This is a genomic window from Gemmatimonadaceae bacterium (genome assembly GCA_035606695.1).
In the GTDB taxonomy this organism is placed as follows: Bacteria; Gemmatimonadota; Gemmatimonadetes; order Gemmatimonadales; family Gemmatimonadaceae; genus JAQBQB01.
Genome location: DATNEW010000027.1, coordinates 25,155 through 44,664 on the forward strand (window position 1 = coordinate 25,155; position 19,510 = coordinate 44,664).

Consider the following 19,510-nt stretch of genomic DNA (forward strand, 5'->3'; position numbering starts at 1 on the left):
CGGTTATGGTCCTCCGCGGCCCTCCGCTCCCGTCGTTCCCGTCGGTTCCAGCGCCCCCCTGCGGCGTTTTGCCCCCCCCCCGTCCGTTCTCTTCGGGGGGGGCATTCTTGCACGATGCCGACGAGACCGACGGGAACGACGTGGGGCCGTAGGAGGGGCGTAACTGGATGGGCGATAGAACTATCCACGCCGTCCGAGTGTAGCCCGTCGAAAGGAAGAGACGTGGATAGGAACGGTCGTCGTACCGAGACGACGTGGTTTCCCGCGACCAGTTCTTCAGTTCAAAAGCCATCGTCGCGGGGGTCATAGGCCGGCAACTCCGGACTTGCCGTGATCTCGATCCATCGCGCGTCACTACGACCGCATTCGACGACTACGCCGACTCGTCGAAGGTCCGGGATCGCTCGCCGGACACGGTCCGAGAATTTCCGCACCGTATCGGGCCACTCTGGGCTCCACTGAGTTCGCTGGCTCACCTCAGACGTCAGAAGCTCCAAGAGAGCGGTCGGCGTTCCAATCCAGTGACGTTGCTTAATCGCGTACGCATGAATTGCCGACGCCACGGCGTCGTGCTCGATGGCCTGCAACACCTCCGACGCACGACTCCGAGCCAGAGCGCTCACGAAGGTTCCGCGCGGCCACCCCAAAGCGGGCTCGGCGGCCGCAACCCATCTTGCGACATCCGCCATTCGGGGTGACTTGGAGATGCTGGTGTGCCGAAAGTCCCGAAGCGCCATCGCGAGGGCGTCGAACACGGCTCCCATTATTCCTGGCAGATCCGCATTGACCCTATCCCAGACTTCGTCTTCCGTGCGCCGCGACTCCTCATCAATGGCGGGCAGGTTGAGCTTGAAACTTCGATCCCGCAGGTCCGATCGCGTCGCGAGTTCCGTGATTCCGTTCAGGATGAGAGGACGCGCTTGATCGAACACGATCTCGTCCTCGTCCGTGTACAGCTGTCGTGTTCCGAACCCACTGCCTGTCGACATCCGGCACAACGCGTCCGACAGCCACGCCGCCACAATGGAGAGGTTGTCGAGAGCGACGACGTGAGTCTGACGAGCCGCGATTGCAAGCGAGCGTTCATCGGCCGGCGCCGAACGCATCGGGGGGCTGGCGGGATCAACGCACTGCCGCGCGAGCAACGTATGCGTCGACTTCGCGGCGCCGTGCTCTCCTTCGATGATGAGAATTGGATAAGGCTTGCGGCCTCTGAGTGCGGCAAGAATCCACGCGACGAACAACACGAAGTTGTCGTCATCGTTGCGGAAGGTGCCAAGGGCTCGAAGAGACTCCACTGAGCTGCCCCGAGTCGGTGTCGGAACCGGACGGTGATTCGGCGGTCGGTGAAAGCGTATGGGTGCCGTCTTCGTGATGTGCCAGCCCTCACTCGTGATCTCGACGATCTCTCGCTCAGCGTTGCCGAGGTCGTAGTAGATCGTGTCGCCGACACGCCCAAGCCGAACGGCAACTTCGATTTGTTGTCCTCGCTCGAGAGCAAAAGCCTCGAGTGCTTCAATCGCGTTGGCCAGCGCACCACCGTTCGGCACACGTCCGTAGGCACGTCGGTACGCATCACTCAACCATGTTCGGAACGGCTTGCTCTTTATTCGTAGATGCTCATCGCTGTTCCGCCGACGGACCGTCGCGAATCCACGACCATCCGGTGTCCGCCAAAGAGCGCGCTCAGTATGCTCAACGAGCTCATAGAGCTTTTCGGATTCTGGTTTGTCGCTCCGACGCTTCCGGCCGATGCGTTGTGGGTCGTCTTGATCTGCCCATGCCTCTAGGTGATCGAGTGTCCGACCGCCGTCGGCATGAAATCCCTGCCACTTCTCGGCGCATTCGCCCTCGCGGAACTTTTTGCTCTGGCGACTCCACTTTTCCCACTCCTGTAGCTGAGTCTCACTAGCGTCAACGGCGTGGAGTGCCTGGCCCACAGCAATCCACGTGTCGTAGTTATCTGCGCGCTCAAGGCGGAGACGCCTAAGCGCTGCGACAGATGGTGAAGCGTCGTCTGCGTTGGGTCTCGCCGCCGGTTGGCGTGACGCAGACGGCAGATCGATTGCTTCCAGGATCGCCGGATCATTCGGAACGAACGCGAGCAGGTAGTCGATGGCTTCTTGGCCTTCGAGCCAGCGTTTACCATCCCAGAATCTGCTCCAGTGTTCACGCCCGTCGTGGTGCCTACCGAAAAGGCGCAACCAGTTGCCAGGGTGGCCTTCGGAGACGCTGGGCTGTTTAGGAAATGCTTCGATTTCTTCGCCGCCCACCTGATTCTTGACGTGCTTGACGAGTTGATACACACGCTCAGTCGGAACGGCCGTGGCGAACAAGCACGTCACATGGTAGCCGCCGTTGCCGTTGCTGTCCTCTATGATCGTTCGAAGGCCCAGGTCGTTCAGTCTGGCGCTGAGGGCTTTCGCCCGTTCCCAGCGCTCCGCAAGAACATCACTCGGCGCGACGCCTTCAAGGTGAACGTCGACATCCAGCGAGCCCCAGAGGGACGTGTTGTCGGGGCTCGTCGAAAAGAGCCCGATGGTGGTCTCCGGGCGTTGAAGCCTGAAATGGCGTGCGATTGTCTCCGGCGTGAGTTTGTGTTTGCCAAGATTCTCCTCGAAGGGCAGGATCCACGCATTGCTCTTGGCGCGCCGATGGAGAGGGCGGAACAGTCCCCATCGATCGACACGATTCACGAGGTGGACGAGGCACCATGTCGCGAGCGGGACACAGTTCTCACGCCATGCCTTCGCGACTTCACTGCTCCGCCGCTGAGTCGGTTGCTCAGACATCGGTCGGCTCCTCGGAGCGTGTATCCCTGCCCTGAATGCCGTTTGCGATGAACAACTCGACGTCCGACGGAATGAACCGGTGCCGGCGACCGATTCGCACTGAGCGAAGCTCGCCTCGCCGAAGCAGTTCGTAGAGGTGCAGCCGCCGAATGCTCAGGATTCGGCACACCTCGTCGCTGGTGAGTAGCCGGTCTTGGGGAACGAGTGGCGGAATTCCGTCCGCCGTGCGGGTATTTGACATCGCCTTGCCCTCCCTGCGTACAGAGGGCGGCGAGTCGATCGCCTGGTGGTGTACACGCCGCCCCCCGTCCGATGACATCTCGGACATCGCGAGGGCGCTTACACCTCCCATCGGGACTCAACGGTCCCGACCGCGGACGGCGCCTATGCCCTGACGGTACTAGCGGTCGGGTACGTCAGGGGGCCGTGTCACGCGGTACCCATCGCTTCCCCCATTTCAGAGGGTCTCAGGGCGATTCACTCGCAGGCGATGAGTAGCGCGTAGCGGGAGAATAGGAATTGGCGCGCCTCGACGCAAGATCAACGTGTGTCGATGGAAGCGACGTCCAACAAGAGCTGAGTAACTCAGAGGGCTTCGCTGATGCTCACGGAGGTTCAACGATTCTCAACGATGTCCAGCGATGCCGACGAATGATAGTGTATTTCTGCCATTGCCATCTGATAGTAGAGTTACTATCATCTTCCCGGGCGACCCACGCGTTCGCGAACTCCCATCAACAGGCGCGCGGTGAGACGGTTCAAGGCACAATCTCCGAGGGCTGTTTCGCGCGCGCTGTCTCGGGTACGAGGTAGCGCTTGCCGTCCCGGCCGGTAAATTTTGAGGGTCGAACCCGGCTCGACGCTTTATCCCTTCCTCTAAACGACCATGGCCAAGGCCGATCAGGTCAAAGCGTTAATTCGTACTCACGCGGAAGGGGATGACGAGCGCTTTTATGCGATCGCCATGCAGGTGGCGGCCGCCGCAGCTCGCCAGGGTCACGGCAAGTTTGCACAGGAACTCAGGGATCTCATAGACCAAGCGCGCGCGACTCGTGCAGCCGCACGAGGACAACAAACGCGCGCTGTTCCGATTGTTCAGCCGCGGGGCGAGTTGGCCGGATTGCTGTCGGCCAATTATCCAAAGACTCGGTTCGCTGATATGACACTGGGCGAGGGCCTTCGGGTCCGACTCGACCGAGTGTTGGTGGAACAGCGCGGTCGCGCCCGGATTCGAGAGCATGGACTTTCGCCAATGCGAAAGCTGCTTCTCATTGGACCGCCGGGAACCGGCAAGACGATGACTGCCGCCGCTCTCGCCGGCGAGTTGGGCTTGCCGCTCTTTTCGATTCAGCTCGATGCGCTGATTACGAAATTTCTCGGAGAAACCGCAGCCAAACTTCGGTTGATCTTTGACGCCATTCGTGAAACACGCGCGGTCTATCTCTTTGATGAATTCGATGCGCTAGGCGCCGAACGAGGCGCGAAGAACGAGGTCGGCGAGATCCGGCGGGTTCTCAACTCGTTCCTCCAGTTCATGGAGCAAGATGATTCCGACAGCCTGATCATCGCCGCCACCAACCATCCTCGGTTGTTAGATCGCGCGCTGCTCCGTCGATTTGATGCTGTACTTCGATACGAGTTGCCGAGTCACGCAGAGGCAGAGCGAGTAGTCCAAGACAGACTCGCCTTGCTGGATACTTCCACGATATCATGGCAAGCTATTGTTGATGCCTCTGCTGGCCTGAGCCACGCCGAGCTTTCGCGGGCGGCACAGCAAGCCGCGAAGCACGCAATTCTTGAGCACCGATCGGCTGTTTGGACTGACGAGCTTGTACAAGCGCTCCATGATCGGCGATCCGCACACAGCGAATAAGGGTGAGTTGACGCGTGCCAGCGCCGAGGAACAGACGACACCTTATAGTCGACGCCGCGCCTGAAACGCAGGCGTTTCGTCCGCATCCGCGTAAGGTTGATCCCCGCCCATTTCAACGACCACAGGATCGGCAGGCCCACGCGGCGGCACTGACAGGAGCGCTCGCACAGGCTCAGAGTGAGGCCGAGCGCAGTCGTCCCACTGCTCCGAGGGTAGACGGAGCCCAAGAGGGTCTATACGTACAGTTCGTTAGCTCACCCGGCGTCGATTTGCAATTAGAGTCTTTAGAAAATCGCCGCTTGGGGATTGAGCTACTGAGCGTCCAGCGAGCACCTGAAGAAATCGAAGGGACTGGACCCAGCCAGTTGGCGACAGTGTTTGTGCCAGACAACGCGGTCAAGCACTTTGTTTCCCGCTTCGAGGAGTACGCGACACAAGTAACTCCCAAGAAGGGCGAGCCGAAGCACCGCGAACTTGTCGATCGGATTTCATCGCTCCGTCGTGCCACTCTCCGGGCTCTTTGGACTGACGATCCAAGTGTCTATCCTAGACACGACGAGCGGATCTGGTGGGAAGTTTGGCTACGACGCGACGAAGGGCAGGAGCTAGTCCGTTTTGCGGAATTCGCTGCCGCTGCCAGGGTTCGCGTGGCGGAACAACGATTGGCATTCGATGATCGTACCGTCATACTTGCACATGCATCCCCGGACGAGTTAGCGATCTCGCTCGACGTCTTACAGGACCTTGCTGAGCTTCGCGCGGCTAAAGAATCCTCTGCGCCGTTCATCAATTCGCCCAGGGTCGAGCAAGCTGAATGGATCGAGGATTTGCAGCGGCGGACAATCATGCCCCCGCGCGATGCGCCCGCAGTGTGCATCCTAGATACCGGAGTGAATCGGGGCCATCCATTGCTCGCCCCACTCATCGACGCCGTCGATGCAACGGCCGTAGATGCAGCGTGGGGTTCGCACGATGATGGAGGCGGTCCAGGATGTCGCGGTCACGGTACCTCGATGGCTGGCCTAGCGGCGTATGGTGATCTCGTCTCGTTGCTCGCGGGCAATCACCCTGTTCGTGTTCGAAATCGTCTTGAATCAGTCAAGATCCTGCCACCTACGGGGCAAAACGAGCCGCAACTGTACGGTGCCGTAACTGCTGCCGCGGTTGCGCAGCCTGAGATCACCGCGCCCCGAAGGCCCCGCGTCTTTTCTTTGGCGGTCTCGGCCTGTGATCAGAGGGATCGCGGCTTACCGACGTCCTGGTCTTCCGCGCTCGATGCTCTCGCTGCCGGACGGACCTTCGATGCTGCTGACGGCGGGCTCCGTTACCTAGGGGAAGAGGATCGTGGAACGCCGCGTCTTTTCGTTGTGAGCGGCGGCAATGTTCTGATTCACGACTCAGACCACCTCGCACGAAGTGACGTCGAGTGTGTGCACGATCCGGCGCAGGCGTGGAACGTTCTGACAGTAGGTGCGTTCACTGACAAAGCGCTCATCACAGACCCAGCTTTCCATGGCTGGAATCCGTTGGCTCGCCCGGGAGAATTGTCGCCCTGGAGTACGACGTCGGTTCCTTTCGTCCAGGGTTGGCCGACGAAACCCGAACTGGTGTGCGAGGGAGGTAATCTCGCGACGGACGGTACAAACATCGATTCGGGCCTGCCTGATCTCTGTCTCCTTTCCACGTCGGCTGAGCTGAATCAGTCTCTGTTTACGCTGGTCGATGGTACCAGCCCAGGGTCTGCGGAAGTCGCGAGAATGGCTGCCAACGTGAACGTGGAGTATCCGGGCTTTTGGCCGGAAACGGTTCGTGCCCTCGTTGTCCATTCGGCGCGCTGGACCGCGTCCATGCAAACCCAGTTTGGGAGGGCGAATGGCCGGCGTGCGAAGGTGATGATGCTTCGCCGATATGGCTACGGCGTTCCTAGCATCGATCGCGCGCTGCGAAGCGCGCGCGATTCGCTAACCCTCGTTTTTCAGGGGGAGATTCATCCATACGCGAAGGGAGCCATGCGAGAAATGCATATGCATTCTCTACCATGGCCGGTCGATGCATTGCGCGAACTCGGAGCGGCAGGCGCACAAGTCCACATGCGCGTAACGCTCTCGTATTTTGTGGAACCCAATCCCAGCCGACGGGGTTGGCGTCGGCGGCACAGGTATGCGTCGCACGGCTTACGGTTCAAAATGAACGAGCCCGGTGAGTCTCAGGAAGATTTCTCGAAGAGACTCAACAAGCTGGCGCTTGAGGAGGACGAAGAGCGTCCGCAGCCGGAGCGCGAGACAGACCACTGGCTCCTGGGAGAAGAGGCTCGAACGCGCGGCTCCATTCATTCCGACGTGTGGCAGGGCCCGGCAAGCGATCTCGCGGATTGCGGAATCATCGGGATCTATCCCGTATCAGGCTGGTGGAAGGATCAGCCCAAACGCGATCGAAGCCGGTTAGGTGCACGCTACGGGTTGGTCGTGAGTATCGAGACGGATGCAGTCGATGTGGACGTTTGGACGCCTGTGGCAAATGAGCTCCACATCCCCGCGATCGAGGTAGAAGTCCCGTGGTAGTGCAACGCAGCTGCTGGGTCTCATTCAGTATGACCAAGCATAAGCAGCTGGACCATCAGAATCGCGGCCAGGACAAAGGACAGGTGATGTGGGGCACGGGTAATGTTTTCCGTGACCTGAATTGACAGATGCAGAGGAGTTGTCGGCGAAAGCCGACCTCGTTCATGCAATTCAGGCACTCCTTCGCGAACGAGACGTCTCACAGAGGGCAGCAGCGGCAATACTCGGCGTCGCTCAGCCCGATCTCTCGAAGCTTCTTCGTGGGCGCCTGGAAGGGTTTTCAATCGAGCGCCTAGTGCGGATGCTCAATGCGCTCGACCAAGACGTGCGAATCGTGGTGCAACCGAAGCCTGCTTCCCGCCGCCGAGGGACGCTCCGGACCATGCTCCGAAAGTCGGCCTGAGCGTGGGACTCAACGGCGCCATCCGCTCCTGCGGCGGAGAATCGGATCGCGGTCCCGATTTCAGAACCCCAGAAGAACCCCAAACTCTCCGAATTCAGGAGATCTTCACAAAGTTCAGATGATCGTGCCTCCGTGCGGAAATCCTGCGCCGGCCACAGCTTACCGATGTTCAACAATGTTAAGCGTTTACACCAGGTTCGGCCTGAAAATCCGCGTGTCGGCGGTTCGATTCCGTCCCTAGCCATGTTGCACAAATTCCTAAATTCGACCGATACGCCGAAACGCGACGGCCACCCATGCGGGTGGCCGTTCGTGCAACTATACGCGAACCGTTTGCGCGGGTTGGCTTTGGCGACAATCGATTGCCAAACATGCCAATCGAGGTATCTTCGCGGACGAAAGGGCTCAGCGAAATCGGTCTCCACCCGCCGCGACCGCGAACAAAGCCCGCCGCTCGACGCCACCGCTGCTGCGAGGACGCATGCCGCCATACACGGCCACACTGGACCCCGCATCCGACATCGTCGGACGCACGCGAGATCACTTCGGTGTCGGCGAGGTCGTCGAAATCGCGGCATTCGACCGTGGCGTCGCGGTCGGCGCGGGATTCAGTTGGCGAATCCACACCGGAGGCGGCTCGATTACGGCGACCGCCGGCGGGGTCGCCACCTACACCGCCGGACCAATCACGGCCGAGGTGAAACTTCACTTGGTACGCGCTCAGCCGTTCAGCGTCGTCATGACCAAGCGACTCTGGGTCAAAGCCCCAACGACCGTACGCATGGTGCGCGCGAACAACACCATTCGCCACACGAACGGCATGGCGGGCGCCGGCTTCCTGGCGCACATGCGATTGCAACCGACCGGCGTTTCGTTCTCGAACATCGAGGTTCGCGAGGGAAAATTCCGCGGCGTCGCCTCGGGCTCGTTCGCGCACGAGAACGGTCGCGAACACCAGACGGGCCCGTGGCTCGCCGTCGACGCGCCGAACGAAGTGCTCGGAACCGATCACATCGATTCAGGCGACGTCGACGCTCCGTTCGTCAGCGGGCGATTCGACTGGAACATCCCGTGGGAGTACCGCGTCGGCGGAGGGGGCACCGTTCGACACATCGATTACATCGTCCACTGGCAAACGATCAACGCCGCGGGCTTCGTGACGATCGAAAAGGGCGGCGTCCAGGTGTCCAAAGCGGTGACCGACGGAGATTCTCCGCTGGTACCTCCACCTCCGCCGGTCGTCGCGGTTGTTGCAGCGCCCGTGGGAGCCCCAGTTGCCGCGGCGGCAGTCGGCGGCGGCTGACGAAGGGCGAATGCGTCGAACCCCGGGTCGCGGAATGTGTACGCGGGCGGGACTCAATCTCCGCGCGCCATACTGTGGACGGCCGCGGCGATCCGCTCCGCCAACACCGACGCCTCCGCGCGACTGAACCGGGCGGTGAGATGATCGCCGTCGCGGAACACGACGTTGCCGCGCTGCACGACTGAACAACGCGCGCTCGCGCACACGCGATCGGTGATATCGACGAACGCGATGCGCGGCAGTCCGCGCGCCGCATCCGTCTGCGCGCGGATGGCGGCTGGATGTAGCGCGTCGCGCAAGTCGTACTCGCACGGACCCGCGAACGGCAACTCCGCCTCACGCCGCGACAAACACGCCGGCGCGTCGAATCCCGCGTCGGGTACGTCGCGAATGACGACGGTGCGAAGCCCCGCCGACGAAAGCAGCGAGTAGGTGCGACGCAGCGCATCGCGCCACGCCGCTGGTGTCACTCGCCATTCGGGCGTCGTCTCTTCCTTCGACACGTAGTGGTCGTAGCTCGATAAAATCACGAGCGCGGGGCGCGTCGCGAGAATGCGGCGCAGCATCTCGCGACGCCACTCGCCGCACTCCGAGTATTCGCGCTTGAGCCGGCGACTCACGAAATCGCGGAGATCCGCGACGGGACAGGCGGGCTTGATCATCGCGACGACTTTCCACCCGCGCTCTCGTCCAATGCGATCGACCGCCGGAAGCCAATGCTCGGCGTGCGAGTCACCAAGGAGCATGACGATCGTGCTCGCGCTTCGATCGCCGAACACACACGGTCCCTTGGGATTCGCGAGCATCGATCCCCAGCAGTCGTGCGGCATGAGGTCGCCGCGCGCGTCGGCGAACACGCGCTGCGCCGGCGCCGATGCACGCTGCGTCGCGGCCATCAAGACGGTGAACGCGAGTGCCACCGCCCCGATCGTCGCGCCGAACGCGGCGAGTGGGATGCGTGACGCGTCGAGCCAACGCCACTCGCCACGGCGAACAGGCTCCTCGACGTAGCGCGTCGTGAGCACCGCCAGCACAAGCGCGATCGCGGACCATGCGAGCTTACCGCCGACGCCAATTCTCGAGTCGAGCACGACGCCGACGCCCACCAACGGCCAATGCCACAAGTACCATGCGTACGAATAGCGGCCGAACCAACGAAGCAGCGGCGCGCCCAGTGCAGTGCTCACGATGCCGTCGCGCGCCCGCGCGCCGCCAACGAGCACGCCGACCGCACCGAGCGCGGGAAGAAGGGCCGCCGTACCCGGATAGGGCGTCGCGCCGTGATAGGCGATGACGCCAACCGCGATTGCCGCGAGCCCCGCGATCTGAATCAACGTTCCATCGATCGACCAACGCGAACCGCCCGCTTCCTCGCCAAGACTCGAGAGCGCCACCACGCCGCCGAGCGCGAACTCCCAGATCCGCGTCGGCATGCCGAAGAACGCCCACGGCTGCGCGATACGCGTGGCCCACAACGAAAGCCCGAGCGACGCAACTCCAACGATCACCACCCAGCGCAGCATCCGCGCGCGCGTCGCACCCGCGCTGCCGTAGGTACGGCCAATCAGCGCGAACAGGAACGGCCACACGAGATAGAACTGCTGCTCGACCGCGAGCGACCAGGTGTGCAGCAGCGGATTGCCGTCGGAGGCGTGATAGTCCAACGCCGATTGCGCGAACAGTACGTTGCCCGCGTGCACCGCGATCCACCGCGCATCGCTCGCGATCGACGGCTGATCGATCGGCGCGTACAGCCACGCGACCGCAAGCATCGTCGTGACGAAAACGACCAGGAACGCCGGCAGCAGGCGCTGCGCGCGCCGCGCGTAGAACGACTGAACGTCGACATCGCCGCGCGCGGCAACCTCGCGCGCGAGGGTCGCGGTGATGAAGTATCCCGAGAGGACGAAGAAGACGTCGACGCCGACGAAGCCGCCGGCGAGCCACGTCACGCCCGCGTGAAAGGCCACGACGAGCAGAATCGCGGCGCCGCGCAGACCTTCGATATCGGATCGGAACCCGTGACGGTCGGGCGTCATGGGTATCCGATACGTAAGACGGCCGTCGGAAGTTACGAACGAGGTCCGCGGCTCCTCTGCCCGCGACTACTCGCCGCGGAGTGCCTCGAGCGGATCGACTCGCGTCGCCCGGCGGGCCGGCAGCGACGCCGCGATGAACGTTACAGCGCCCAGCACCACCGCCACCGCGGCGAACGTGAACGCGTCCGTCGGCGCGACGCCGAACAGCTCCCCGGCCACGAAGCGGCCAACCGCAACCGCCGCCGCGGAGCCCACCAACGCGCCGACGCCGAACAGCGAAGCGCTCTGGCGCCAGACGAGATTCATCAAATCCGTGCGCTGGGCGCCGAGTGCGGCGCGAATGCCGAATTCATGGATGCGTTGCGCGACCGCGTAGCTCACTACGCCGTACAGTCCAATGCCCGCAAGCAGTAGCGCGACGCCGGCGAAGACGATCAGAATCGTCGTCGTGAGGCGTGGCCCTGCCACGTCGGTCGCGATGATGTCGTCGAACGTGCGAATGTCGATGACGGGCAAGCGAGGATCGATCGCCTTGACGGTTGCGCGAATGATGCGCGGCACCGCGGCGGCGTCGGTCGACGTTCGCACGACGAGAGACAGCGCATCGGCGGGGCGCTGGTCGAGCGGTACATACATGGCCGGCTGGCCCGGCTGCCTGAGGGAGCCTTCGCGCACGTCGGCGACGACGCCGACGATCGTCTGCAGCCCCGTGGTGCCCCAGAGAAATTCCACGCGCTTGCCGATCGGCGATTCGTTCGGGAACCACTTTCGCACGAACGCTTCGTTCACGATGGCGACCGACTGCTGCCCGGCGACGTCGCGCGCATCGAAGAATCGTCCGGCGGCGAGCGAACTGCCGAGGGTCTCAAAATACCCCGCGCTCACGATGCGCTTCTCGACCACCGGACGCGACGTACCGCTCAGCGTGCGGCCCTCGATGTTCACATCACCGTTCACGCCGCCCTCGATCGGCAGGCTGCTGGTCAGCGCGACGGACGTCAGGGCCGGCGCCCCACGAAGCGATTGTAATAGATCTCTAAAGAACGCCAGGCGACGCGTGTCGTCGGGGTAGCTCGTCGGCGGCAGCGCGATCCCCGCCGTCGTCATGCGTGACGAATCGAATCCCCTCGGCACCGTGAGCACGTTGTGCAGGCTGCGCACGAGCAGTCCGGCTTCGACCAACAGTACGAACGACAGCGCGATCTCCGCGACCATGAGCAAACGGCGAACGCGATCATGGCCGCCGGACGATGCGCCGCGCCCGTCCCGGAGCGCGTCCGAGCCGACGCCGCCGGCCGCGTGCAGCGCGGGCGCGAGACCGAACAGGAGGCCAGTGAGGACCGAGGCGGCAATCGCGAATGTGAGCACACGCGCGTCGATCGACACCAACTCGAAGCGCGGCAACCGTACCGACAATCGGTGACGCAGCCACCACGACGCCCCGATCGCCACCCCTACACCGAGTGTACCGCCCGATACCGCGTGCACGATGCTTTCGGCCAGCAGTTGCGCGAGAAGCCGGCCACGACCGGCGCCGATCGCCAGGCGAATGGCGAACTCGCGTCGGCGCACGGCGGCGCGCGCGAGCAGCAAATTCGCGACGTTTGCGCATGCGATGAGCAGCAACAATGCGACGGCGGCCAACAACAACGTCAGCGGCCGGCGCGCGTTCCCAATGATATCGTCGGCCAACGGCGCGACGACGATTCCATTCGTCGTCGCATGCTCGGCATTGAGCGTGCGCGCGACGGTTTGGACCGCCGCGTCGGCCCGGGAAAAATTCACGCCGTCGCGAAGGCGCGCCATCGCGTACATGAAGTGCAGGTCGGCCGGGACGGCCTGCGCGTTCAGTCGCAGCGGGAACCAGAAGCTCACTTGGCGCCCCGTAGCGAGCTCGGTGGGCAGGCGGCTCGCGGCTGTCGACGCGAACACGCCGACGACGGTGACGGGTTGTCCGCTGAACTGCAGCGTACGTCCGACGATATTGCGATCGCCGCCGAAGCGCTCGCGCCAAAAACGCTCGCTCAACACGACGGTGCGAGGCGCCGACAGATCATCTTCCGCATCCGTGAACAACCGCCCAATGACCGGGCGCGCTCCGAGCATGCGCGGTACGCTCGCGCTCATGCGTTCGCCGAGGAGGAACTCGGCTCGATCGCCCTCGGTGAGCACCGCGCCGTTCTGAAACCACGCGCCGATCTCGTCGAACGCGGCGGGCGTGCGCAGCTTCCAACTGCGATATTCGAGGAACGACGCCACTGTCGGTTCCTGCGTGCTGGCGCTGCGCGTCTCGAGTGCCACGAGACGCTCGGCGTTCGCGTACGGCAGCGGCCGAAGCAAGACGCCGTCGACTACACTGTACATCGTCGTGGTGGCGCCGATGCCCAAGGCGACGGTCAGCGCAACGACCAGCGAGAAACCGGGCGCGCGGCGAATCCCGCGCACGGCGTAGCGAAGATCTTGAATGATAGTATGCATACGATCCGCCAGCGCGACGCGCCGCCGGCGCCGCTTGTCGATGGTGAGACACACGTCGCGCACGACCGGGATTGGTCCGAACCGCCGTTTCGCTTCGGCACGCGCCGCCGAGGGCGGCCAGCCGGCGTCGATCAGCTCGTTCACGAGCATCTCGAGGTGAAACGCGAACTCCGCGTCGACGTCGGCGCGCAGACTGGTCCGCGCCGGCCGGACGTAGCGCCGCCACCGCGCGCCGCCCACCGTCAGCCCGGTTGCTCGGTGGTACTCAGGACTTTCGCGATCGCGTCGACGAACCGCCCCCACGACGCGGTCTCGGCGCGCAGCTGCTGGCGTCCGCGCGCGGTCAGCCGGTAGAACTTCGCTTTGCGATTGTGCTCCGAGAGCCGCCACTCGGACTCGATCCAGCCGCGTTCCTCGAGCCGGTGCAGGGAGGGATAGAGCGACCCTTCGCCGACGGTGAGCACCTCGCCGGTGATCTGCTGGATCCAGCGCGCGATGGCGTACCCATGCGCCGGCCCCCACGTGAGCGTCTTGAGCACGAGGAGGTCGAGCGTGCCCTGGAGGAGATCGAGAGACGACGGTCGAGGCATGCCACTCCTATCGACATTCGATGTAACGACAATCGATGCATAGGATGTCGCCTCGAGACAGATCCGTCAAGAGGCGGCGTACGGCTCCGACACCGCGTCAGGTTGAACGGATGTACTGGCAGCCCGCTTCCTGGGCGCGCGTCACGGCGAAAATGCCGGACGGCATGAGCGTGACGAACGGCAACACCGCCGCGCGCGTCTCCGCCTGTACGGCTTCGACCGGCTGTCCGGCGGATTGCGCCATGATCTGGCCAAGGCTCAGCAACGCCTTGTTGCAGCCGATGATGATGACGCCGCGCGCGTGCAGCTGCTCGAGCGTCGTGAGGTCGGCGACAGGATGCGCCCCGGTTGCGGCGAAATAGTTGCGCGTCGTCGGACCGCCGGTCGCGGGATCGTTCAACCGCAGACGGCTGCCGAGTTGATACTTCTGCCAGAACACGTCGCTCAGAAGCATTGGCACCGCCTCGTGCCGAACGACGAGCACCGCGCGCATGTCCTTCTCGTCGGTGTCGTAGACCTCTTTATAGTTCTTCAAATAGAGGTCGACGTGTCCGGCGGACAGTCCGCTCGTGATCATCGTCGCATCGAAGACGGCTTTGTGCTTCGCCGTCGCCAGCTGATCGACCCACGACATGTCCCACGCGGCCTGGGGTGTGGGGAGTGGCGATGGGCGCATCAGCGACGGAGCCGCAGCGAAGGCTGCCGCTTGCGCGAGAAATTTTCGACGATCCGGCATGCAATCCGTTCCTACTGATATTGTATGTAGAGCGGCCTGGGATTGAGCGAGAGCACGTCCGCCGGTGTCATGAGGGTGCTGCCCTTCTTCTTCGTGTCGTTGTGATAGAAGAGCTTGAACCCCGTGTATTCGACCGGATACTTCCAGACGTACGCCCGGTAGGACTCGCGCTTGAGAGCGGGCGGGCCCCACCCATCCATGTTGATCACGATCTGTACCCGCGGGTCGAGCTTGATGCGCTTGTATCCCGTGAGCATGTCGCGCGTGAACCGGTGCACGATCAGGACCTTGGGCGGCAGATGCTCCTTCGTCACGAGGTCCTGGAGCAGCGACGACGCGTAGTTGATGTCCGCGGCGTCGTAGGTGCCGATCTTCGTGCCCGGCACCTCGCCGTGCTTCATCGAGAACTCGGGGTCGATCGCGAGATGCACGTCAGGATTCTTCAGCCACGGCAAGAGACGCGGCAGCTCTTCCTGAAGCGTTCCCTGTCCCACCAGTACGTCCAGGAACAGGAGCGCGTGCTTCATCTTCGCCCAGTTGTACACCCGGCGGATGACCGTACTGTCCATGCGCGTGCGATACTTCCCGGCCGTGCCCGGCTCACGTGAGGCGACGACGGCGATGAGATGCAGCGCGGGCTGCACCGGATGGTCGGGATCGGCCTTGTTCCATGCCGCGACCTCGCGATCGAGCTTCGCCAACATCGTCGCGGAGTCGACTTCGCCGAGAATGCCCATGCGCTTCGAGAGGGGGTTGCCGTAGAACGCGACGATGCGCTTCGCCGGAAGAATGGACCCCGGGAGCGGATCCGGGACATTAGGGACCGGCCACACGGGCCCGCCGGCAGCGGGCGATTTCTCCTCCGCACGTTTCCTGGCGGACGTCTTCTTCGCCTGCTTCTTGGCCGGTGCCGCCTGCTTCGCCGGATGTCTCACCGAACCGGAGTCCTGCGCAGCGGCCCGATGCGTATAGCCGAGGACGGCAAAGACGGCCATTATCATCGCCGCCTGATGGACTGATCTGATCAACGCTGGCTCGTTCGTGTGTGGGTGGTTCTCGAAAGTTACCGCTGGACGCCCGGCGCCAACCGCCCGCAAGCGGGCACCCGCCCAACGCAAATGCCTTGGTCGCAAAGCTACGATCCACTGCACGGACCGCTGTCGACGCTCGCGGCGGCGACTCCACTCGTCGTCTTGCTTGGACTACTCGCAATGCGGCGTGTTCCCGCGTACGCGGCGGCGCTTTGCGGTTTGGGGATGGCGCTCGCCGTGGCGATCGGTGTCATCGGCATGCCGGTCGACATGGCGTCGCGCGCCGCGCTGCTCGGCGCGGCATACGGATTGTTGCCGATCGGTTGGATCGTGCTGAACGTGATGTTCCTCTATCGCCTCACCGCGGACCGCGGCGTGTTCGTGGCGCTACAGCGGGGCATCACCGGCATTACCGACGACCGGCGACTGCAATTACTGCTGATCGCGTTCTGCTTCGGTGCGTTTTTCGAGGGAGCAGCGGGATTTGGAACACCGGTGGCCGTCACCGGCGCCATTCTCATCGGCCTTGGATTTCCACCATTCGAAGCGTCGGCGTTGTCGCTCATCGCCAACACCGCACCTGTCGCCTTCGGCGCACTCGGCACGCCGATCATCGCGCTGCAAGGAGTCTCTGGTCTCGACCTCAATGCATTGAGCGCGATGGTCGGGCGGCAGTTGCCCTTCTTCTCGCTCATCGTGCCGTTCTGGTTGATGGCGGCGTACTCGGGGCTTCGCGGCGTGCGCGAAGTGTGGCCGGCGCTGCTCGTGGCGGGCGTGTCGTTCGCGGTGCCGCAATTCCTCGTGTCGAACTATCACGGGCCGTGGCTCGTGGACATCGTGGCGGCCGGATGCTCGATGGTGTGCGTCGCGTTGTTCCTGAAAGTTTGGAAGCCGCGGCGCGGCGCGACGGTGACTGTGCCGCCGGCGAGCGACGCCGAACCAGTGAGTGTCACGCCGTTCCGCATCGCCGTGCTGCCGTGGGTGATTCTCACGGTCATCGTGTTCGCGTGGGGCACGCCACAGGTGAAGGGGTTTCTCAATCACCTGTCCGCGCCGACGTTCGCGATGCCCGGTCTCGACAAGATGGTGCTGCGCGTCCCCCCGGTATTGGCCAAGCCGACCCCCGAGCCGGCGGTGTTCCTGTTCAACTGGCTGTCGGCGTCCGGCACGGCGATTCTTCTCACCGCCATCGTGTCGGGATTAGTGTTACGATATTCAATAACTGAGATGATCCGCCAATACGCCGCGACGTGCGCCATGATCTGGCGGTCGCTCCTCACCATCGCGGCGATGCTTGCCCTCGGGTACACGACACGCTACTCGGGCGAGGACGCGATTCTCGGCCTGGCCTTCGCGCACACCGGCGTCATGTATCCCTTCTTCGCCGCGATGCTCGGCTGGCTCGGCGTGGCGCTCACCGGAAGCGACACGTCATCGAACGTGTTGTTCGGCAGTCTACAGCGCATCACCGCCCAGCGGTTGGGTCTGAGTCCGGTGTTGATGGCGGCGGCGAACAGCTCGGGCGGCGTGATGGGAAAGATGATCGACGCGCAGAGCATCGTCGTCGCGAGCACCGCGACACGGTGGGAGGGACACGAGTGGCGCATCCTGCGCTTCGTGTTCTTCCACTCGATCGCGCTGGCGTCGCTCGTCGGGCTCCTGGTGCTCGCGCAGCAGTACTGGTGGCCGTGGATGTTGGTTCGCTGACGAAGCGCAGCGAATCAACGAGGGGTTGGGCGCGGCCGAAGCCGGCGCTCGAGCTCGATGGCGCGGGTATCGAGCGAATCCAGCGCGAGCGCGCGGCGTGTCTGCTCGACGGCGAGCTCCGGTTTGCCCGCCACTTCATACGCTCGCGCAAGCGCGGCGTGCATCGTGGCGTCGCCGTCGAGGCGCGCCGTCATTGCCTCGAGCAGCGCGAGACCATCGGCCGAGCGTCCGCGGCTCTGCAACAGGCGTGCGACCTCTTCGATGTCCCACGCTTGCGAGCGGAGCGTGTCGGCGCCGATCGAGTGAATGCGCATGAGCACCGCGGCGATTCCGCCGGCGTCAATCCGCTCCAACTCATCGGTGTAGCGCGGTATCCGAGCGGGAACGTGATCGTAGCCGGTAATTTCGAGGGTGATGTCGACGCTATCGGCCATGGTCGCGCTGCGCAGCTCGTCGAACCAGCTGTTGTACCTGCTGCCGCCGAGGATGCCGAAGTCCTTGCGCGCCAGGCGGAGCGTGCCGCTGAAAAATACGAGATCAGTACCGTGCGGGTCGGCGAGCAGCGGCTGCGTTTGCTCGAAGGCAATGGCAACCGTGCGCGTGATGCCGTGCATCGTCAGCGGCCCCGTGGCGACGAATTCCTTCCCGCGCGCAACGATGCCGGTGCTGTGAAAGGTGATGACCGGATAGCGCGACACGTCGAAGAAATCGGGGCTGCGAAGATGTTCGTCGCGATGGGCTGACCCCGTCGAAACGCTCGGGGCCGCGATGACGACCGCTACTCCGTTCGCCGCGGGACTGCCTTCGGCGTACGTGATCGTGCCGCGGACGTCGTCGAAGCGGCCGTGGACTGGATGGCCGAGGAACCCGATGGAGAACCCGACCTCGGAGTGTCCGGCGTCGATGCGAAATTCGCGAACCGGGCCCGGCGGGACGATGAGACACACGACCATCAAAAGTGTATTCATATTATACTCATTAAAAAACAGTTAACTCCAATCGGCGGATGCCGCGGAGGGTGGCTGGAGCGCCATCGACGCGCAGCGCGAGCCCGTCGGACTTGCGGACCCACTCGGTGCGGCGAATGCCCCGCGCGTCGACCGCGAGCTTCCAGCAGTCGAATACGCCGCGTGGCGTCGTCAGGCGCTCGTCGCCGACTACGCGGAGCGACACCGGGAAGTAGACGTCGGATGCGATCACGCCCCAGCCGAGCACCGACACGCTCGCCCGCCAGTCCGGCGCCAGTCGCACGCCGGCAAGTGCCATCGCCGCGATCGCGTCGGGAATGAACGGACCGTAGTTGGCGGGAAGTCGCCGCGCGATCGAGCGGTGAATCCCGTCGTCGGTGGTCATCTGTCCCAGCAGGCTGTCGCTCACGATCCGCTGCGCGATGTTGATCTCGCTGAAGCGGCGATAGGGACGAACGTGCACGACGCGAGAGCGCACGCTGAGATCGGCCAGCGCCACAACGAGCGACTCGGCCTCCGTACGACGTTGCCCGTCGTCCGCCGTGAGCGACGCGACGTGCGCAATGCTGAGCGTGGCCGTACCGCCCGACGTCGCGCGTGTGATGTCGATGGTGCCCTCGCCATCAGGCGTCGCGTTGCCGGCGGAATCCACGTATCGAATTCGATACTGGTATCGCCCCGGTCGGATCAGCACGCCGGTGAGTCCGTGCAGCGGCGGGTACGCCGGTCCACGCGCGCCCTGCTCGGCGAACGCGCGGCTGACGAAGAAGTCATCGCTGGATGAAACCGAGTCTGCCGCGGCGTCGCCCCGCATGCGGCGAACTGCATGAGGGAGCGCCATCACGATCGCGAGCGCGGCGGCCACGGCCATCACCCAGCCGATTCGCGCGACGCGACTGAATCGTGACGACGGCGTGCTCGTCGGCAGGATGATTCGCTTGCCGGCGGCACGCTCGGCAATGACGCGCGCGATGAGATCGGGCGGCGCGGCCGGGGAGGACAACGAACGCATTGCCGTTTGCAAACGAT

13 protein-coding genes are annotated in these 19,510 nt (G+C 63.7%); 4 read left to right on the forward strand and 9 right to left on the reverse strand.

Annotation, left to right across the window (positions count from 1 at the left end; genetic code table 11):
* Nucleotides 1-281: 281 nt before the first annotated feature.
* Both VN706_13420 and VN706_13425 read right to left on the reverse strand, forming a co-directional pair.
* Complete coding sequence (locus tag VN706_13420; protein HXT16631.1) at nucleotides 282-2,792, reverse strand: PriCT-2 domain-containing protein; 2,511 nt, start codon at nucleotides 2,790-2,792, stop codon at nucleotides 282-284.
* Nucleotides 2,785-3,033, reverse strand: coding sequence for a helix-turn-helix domain-containing protein (locus VN706_13425; GenBank protein ID HXT16632.1), 249 nt, complete (start codon nucleotides 3,031-3,033; stop codon nucleotides 2,785-2,787). The genes VN706_13420 and VN706_13425 overlap by 8 nt, the downstream gene beginning before the upstream one ends.
* Nucleotides 3,034-3,678: 645 nt before the next feature.
* Here VN706_13425 and VN706_13430 point away from each other — a divergent pair.
* From VN706_13430 to VN706_13440, 3 genes are all read left to right on the forward strand, one after another.
* The gene (locus VN706_13430) at nucleotides 3,679-4,665 is read left to right on the forward strand and encodes an ATP-binding protein (GenBank protein HXT16633.1); all 987 of its coding nucleotides are present in this window, start codon (nucleotides 3,679-3,681) and stop codon (nucleotides 4,663-4,665) included.
* A gap of 269 nt (nucleotides 4,666-4,934) precedes the next feature.
* Entirely contained in the window at nucleotides 4,935-7,226 is a 2,292-nt protein-coding gene (locus tag VN706_13435) for a S8 family peptidase (GenBank protein HXT16634.1), read from the forward strand.
* Between the two features lie 884 nt (nucleotides 7,227-8,110).
* The gene (locus tag VN706_13440; protein HXT16635.1) at nucleotides 8,111-8,932 is read left to right on the forward strand and encodes a hypothetical protein; all 822 of its coding nucleotides are present in this window, start codon (nucleotides 8,111-8,113) and stop codon (nucleotides 8,930-8,932) included.
* A gap of 53 nt (nucleotides 8,933-8,985) precedes the next feature.
* Here VN706_13440 and VN706_13445 read toward each other — a convergent pair whose 3' ends face one another.
* From VN706_13445 to VN706_13465, 5 genes are all read right to left on the reverse strand, one after another.
* Nucleotides 8,986-10,971: an acyltransferase family protein gene (locus VN706_13445; GenBank protein ID HXT16636.1), complete on the reverse strand. Its 1,986-nt coding sequence runs from the start codon at nucleotides 10,969-10,971 to the stop codon at nucleotides 8,986-8,988.
* A 66-nt stretch (nucleotides 10,972-11,037) separates the two neighbouring features.
* A complete protein-coding gene (locus tag VN706_13450) occupies nucleotides 11,038-13,689 on the reverse strand; it encodes an ABC transporter permease (GenBank protein HXT16637.1) in 2,652 nt (883 codons plus the stop codon).
* Nucleotides 13,690-13,691: 2 nt separating this feature from the next.
* A complete protein-coding gene (locus VN706_13455; GenBank protein HXT16638.1) occupies nucleotides 13,692-14,039 on the reverse strand; it encodes a PadR family transcriptional regulator in 348 nt (115 codons plus the stop codon).
* A gap of 97 nt (nucleotides 14,040-14,136) precedes the next feature.
* Nucleotides 14,137-14,775, reverse strand: a complete 639-nt coding sequence (locus tag VN706_13460; protein HXT16639.1) for a hypothetical protein — start codon at nucleotides 14,773-14,775, stop codon at nucleotides 14,137-14,139.
* A gap of 11 nt (nucleotides 14,776-14,786) precedes the next feature.
* Complete coding sequence (locus VN706_13465; GenBank protein HXT16640.1) at nucleotides 14,787-15,770, reverse strand: hypothetical protein; 984 nt, start codon at nucleotides 15,768-15,770, stop codon at nucleotides 14,787-14,789.
* A 123-nt stretch (nucleotides 15,771-15,893) separates the two neighbouring features.
* Here VN706_13465 and VN706_13470 point away from each other — a divergent pair, with 123 nt between their 5' ends.
* Nucleotides 15,894-17,513 (forward strand): L-lactate permease, encoded by a 1,620-nt coding sequence (locus VN706_13470; GenBank protein HXT16641.1) that lies wholly within the window; start codon nucleotides 15,894-15,896, stop codon nucleotides 17,511-17,513.
* A 14-nt stretch (nucleotides 17,514-17,527) separates the two neighbouring features.
* Here the strand turns inward: VN706_13470 and VN706_13475 are convergent, their stop codons facing one another.
* Both VN706_13475 and VN706_13480 read right to left on the reverse strand, forming a co-directional pair.
* Complete coding sequence (locus VN706_13475) at nucleotides 17,528-18,481, reverse strand: YceI family protein (protein ID HXT16642.1); 954 nt, start codon at nucleotides 18,479-18,481, stop codon at nucleotides 17,528-17,530.
* A 10-nt stretch (nucleotides 18,482-18,491) separates the two neighbouring features.
* Nucleotides 18,492-19,493 (reverse strand): hypothetical protein, encoded by a 1,002-nt coding sequence (locus tag VN706_13480; protein ID HXT16643.1) that lies wholly within the window; start codon nucleotides 19,491-19,493, stop codon nucleotides 18,492-18,494.
* Between the last annotated feature and the right edge of the window lie 17 nt (nucleotides 19,494-19,510).

Bases quoted from the DNA above. Each gene is read 5' to 3' on its own strand.
- VN706_13465 (HXT16640.1), bottom strand. From the start codon at position 15,770: ATGGCCGTCTTTGCCGTCCTCGGCTATACGCATCGGGCCGCTGCGCAG.
- VN706_13470 (HXT16641.1), top strand. From the start codon at position 15,894: ATGCCTTGGTCGCAAAGCTACGATCCACTGCACGGACCGCTGTCGACG.
- VN706_13440 (HXT16635.1), top strand. From the start codon at position 8,111: ATGCCGCCATACACGGCCACACTGGACCCCGCATCCGACATCGTCGGA.
- VN706_13455 (HXT16638.1), bottom strand. From the start codon at position 14,039: ATGCCTCGACCGTCGTCTCTCGATCTCCTCCAGGGCACGCTCGACCTC.
- VN706_13430 (HXT16633.1), top strand. From the start codon at position 3,679: ATGGCCAAGGCCGATCAGGTCAAAGCGTTAATTCGTACTCACGCGGAA.
- VN706_13480 (HXT16643.1), bottom strand. From the start codon at position 19,493: ATGCGTTCGTTGTCCTCCCCGGCCGCGCCGCCCGATCTCATCGCGCGC.
- VN706_13475 (HXT16642.1), bottom strand. From the start codon at position 18,481: ATGAATACACTTTTGATGGTCGTGTGTCTCATCGTCCCGCCGGGCCCG.
- VN706_13425 (HXT16632.1), bottom strand. From the start codon at position 3,033: ATGTCAAATACCCGCACGGCGGACGGAATTCCGCCACTCGTTCCCCAA.
- VN706_13445 (HXT16636.1), bottom strand. From the start codon at position 10,971: ATGACGCCCGACCGTCACGGGTTCCGATCCGATATCGAAGGTCTGCGC.
- VN706_13460 (HXT16639.1), bottom strand. From the start codon at position 14,775: ATGCCGGATCGTCGAAAATTTCTCGCGCAAGCGGCAGCCTTCGCTGCG.
- VN706_13420 (HXT16631.1), bottom strand. From the start codon at position 2,792: ATGTCTGAGCAACCGACTCAGCGGCGGAGCAGTGAAGTCGCGAAGGCA.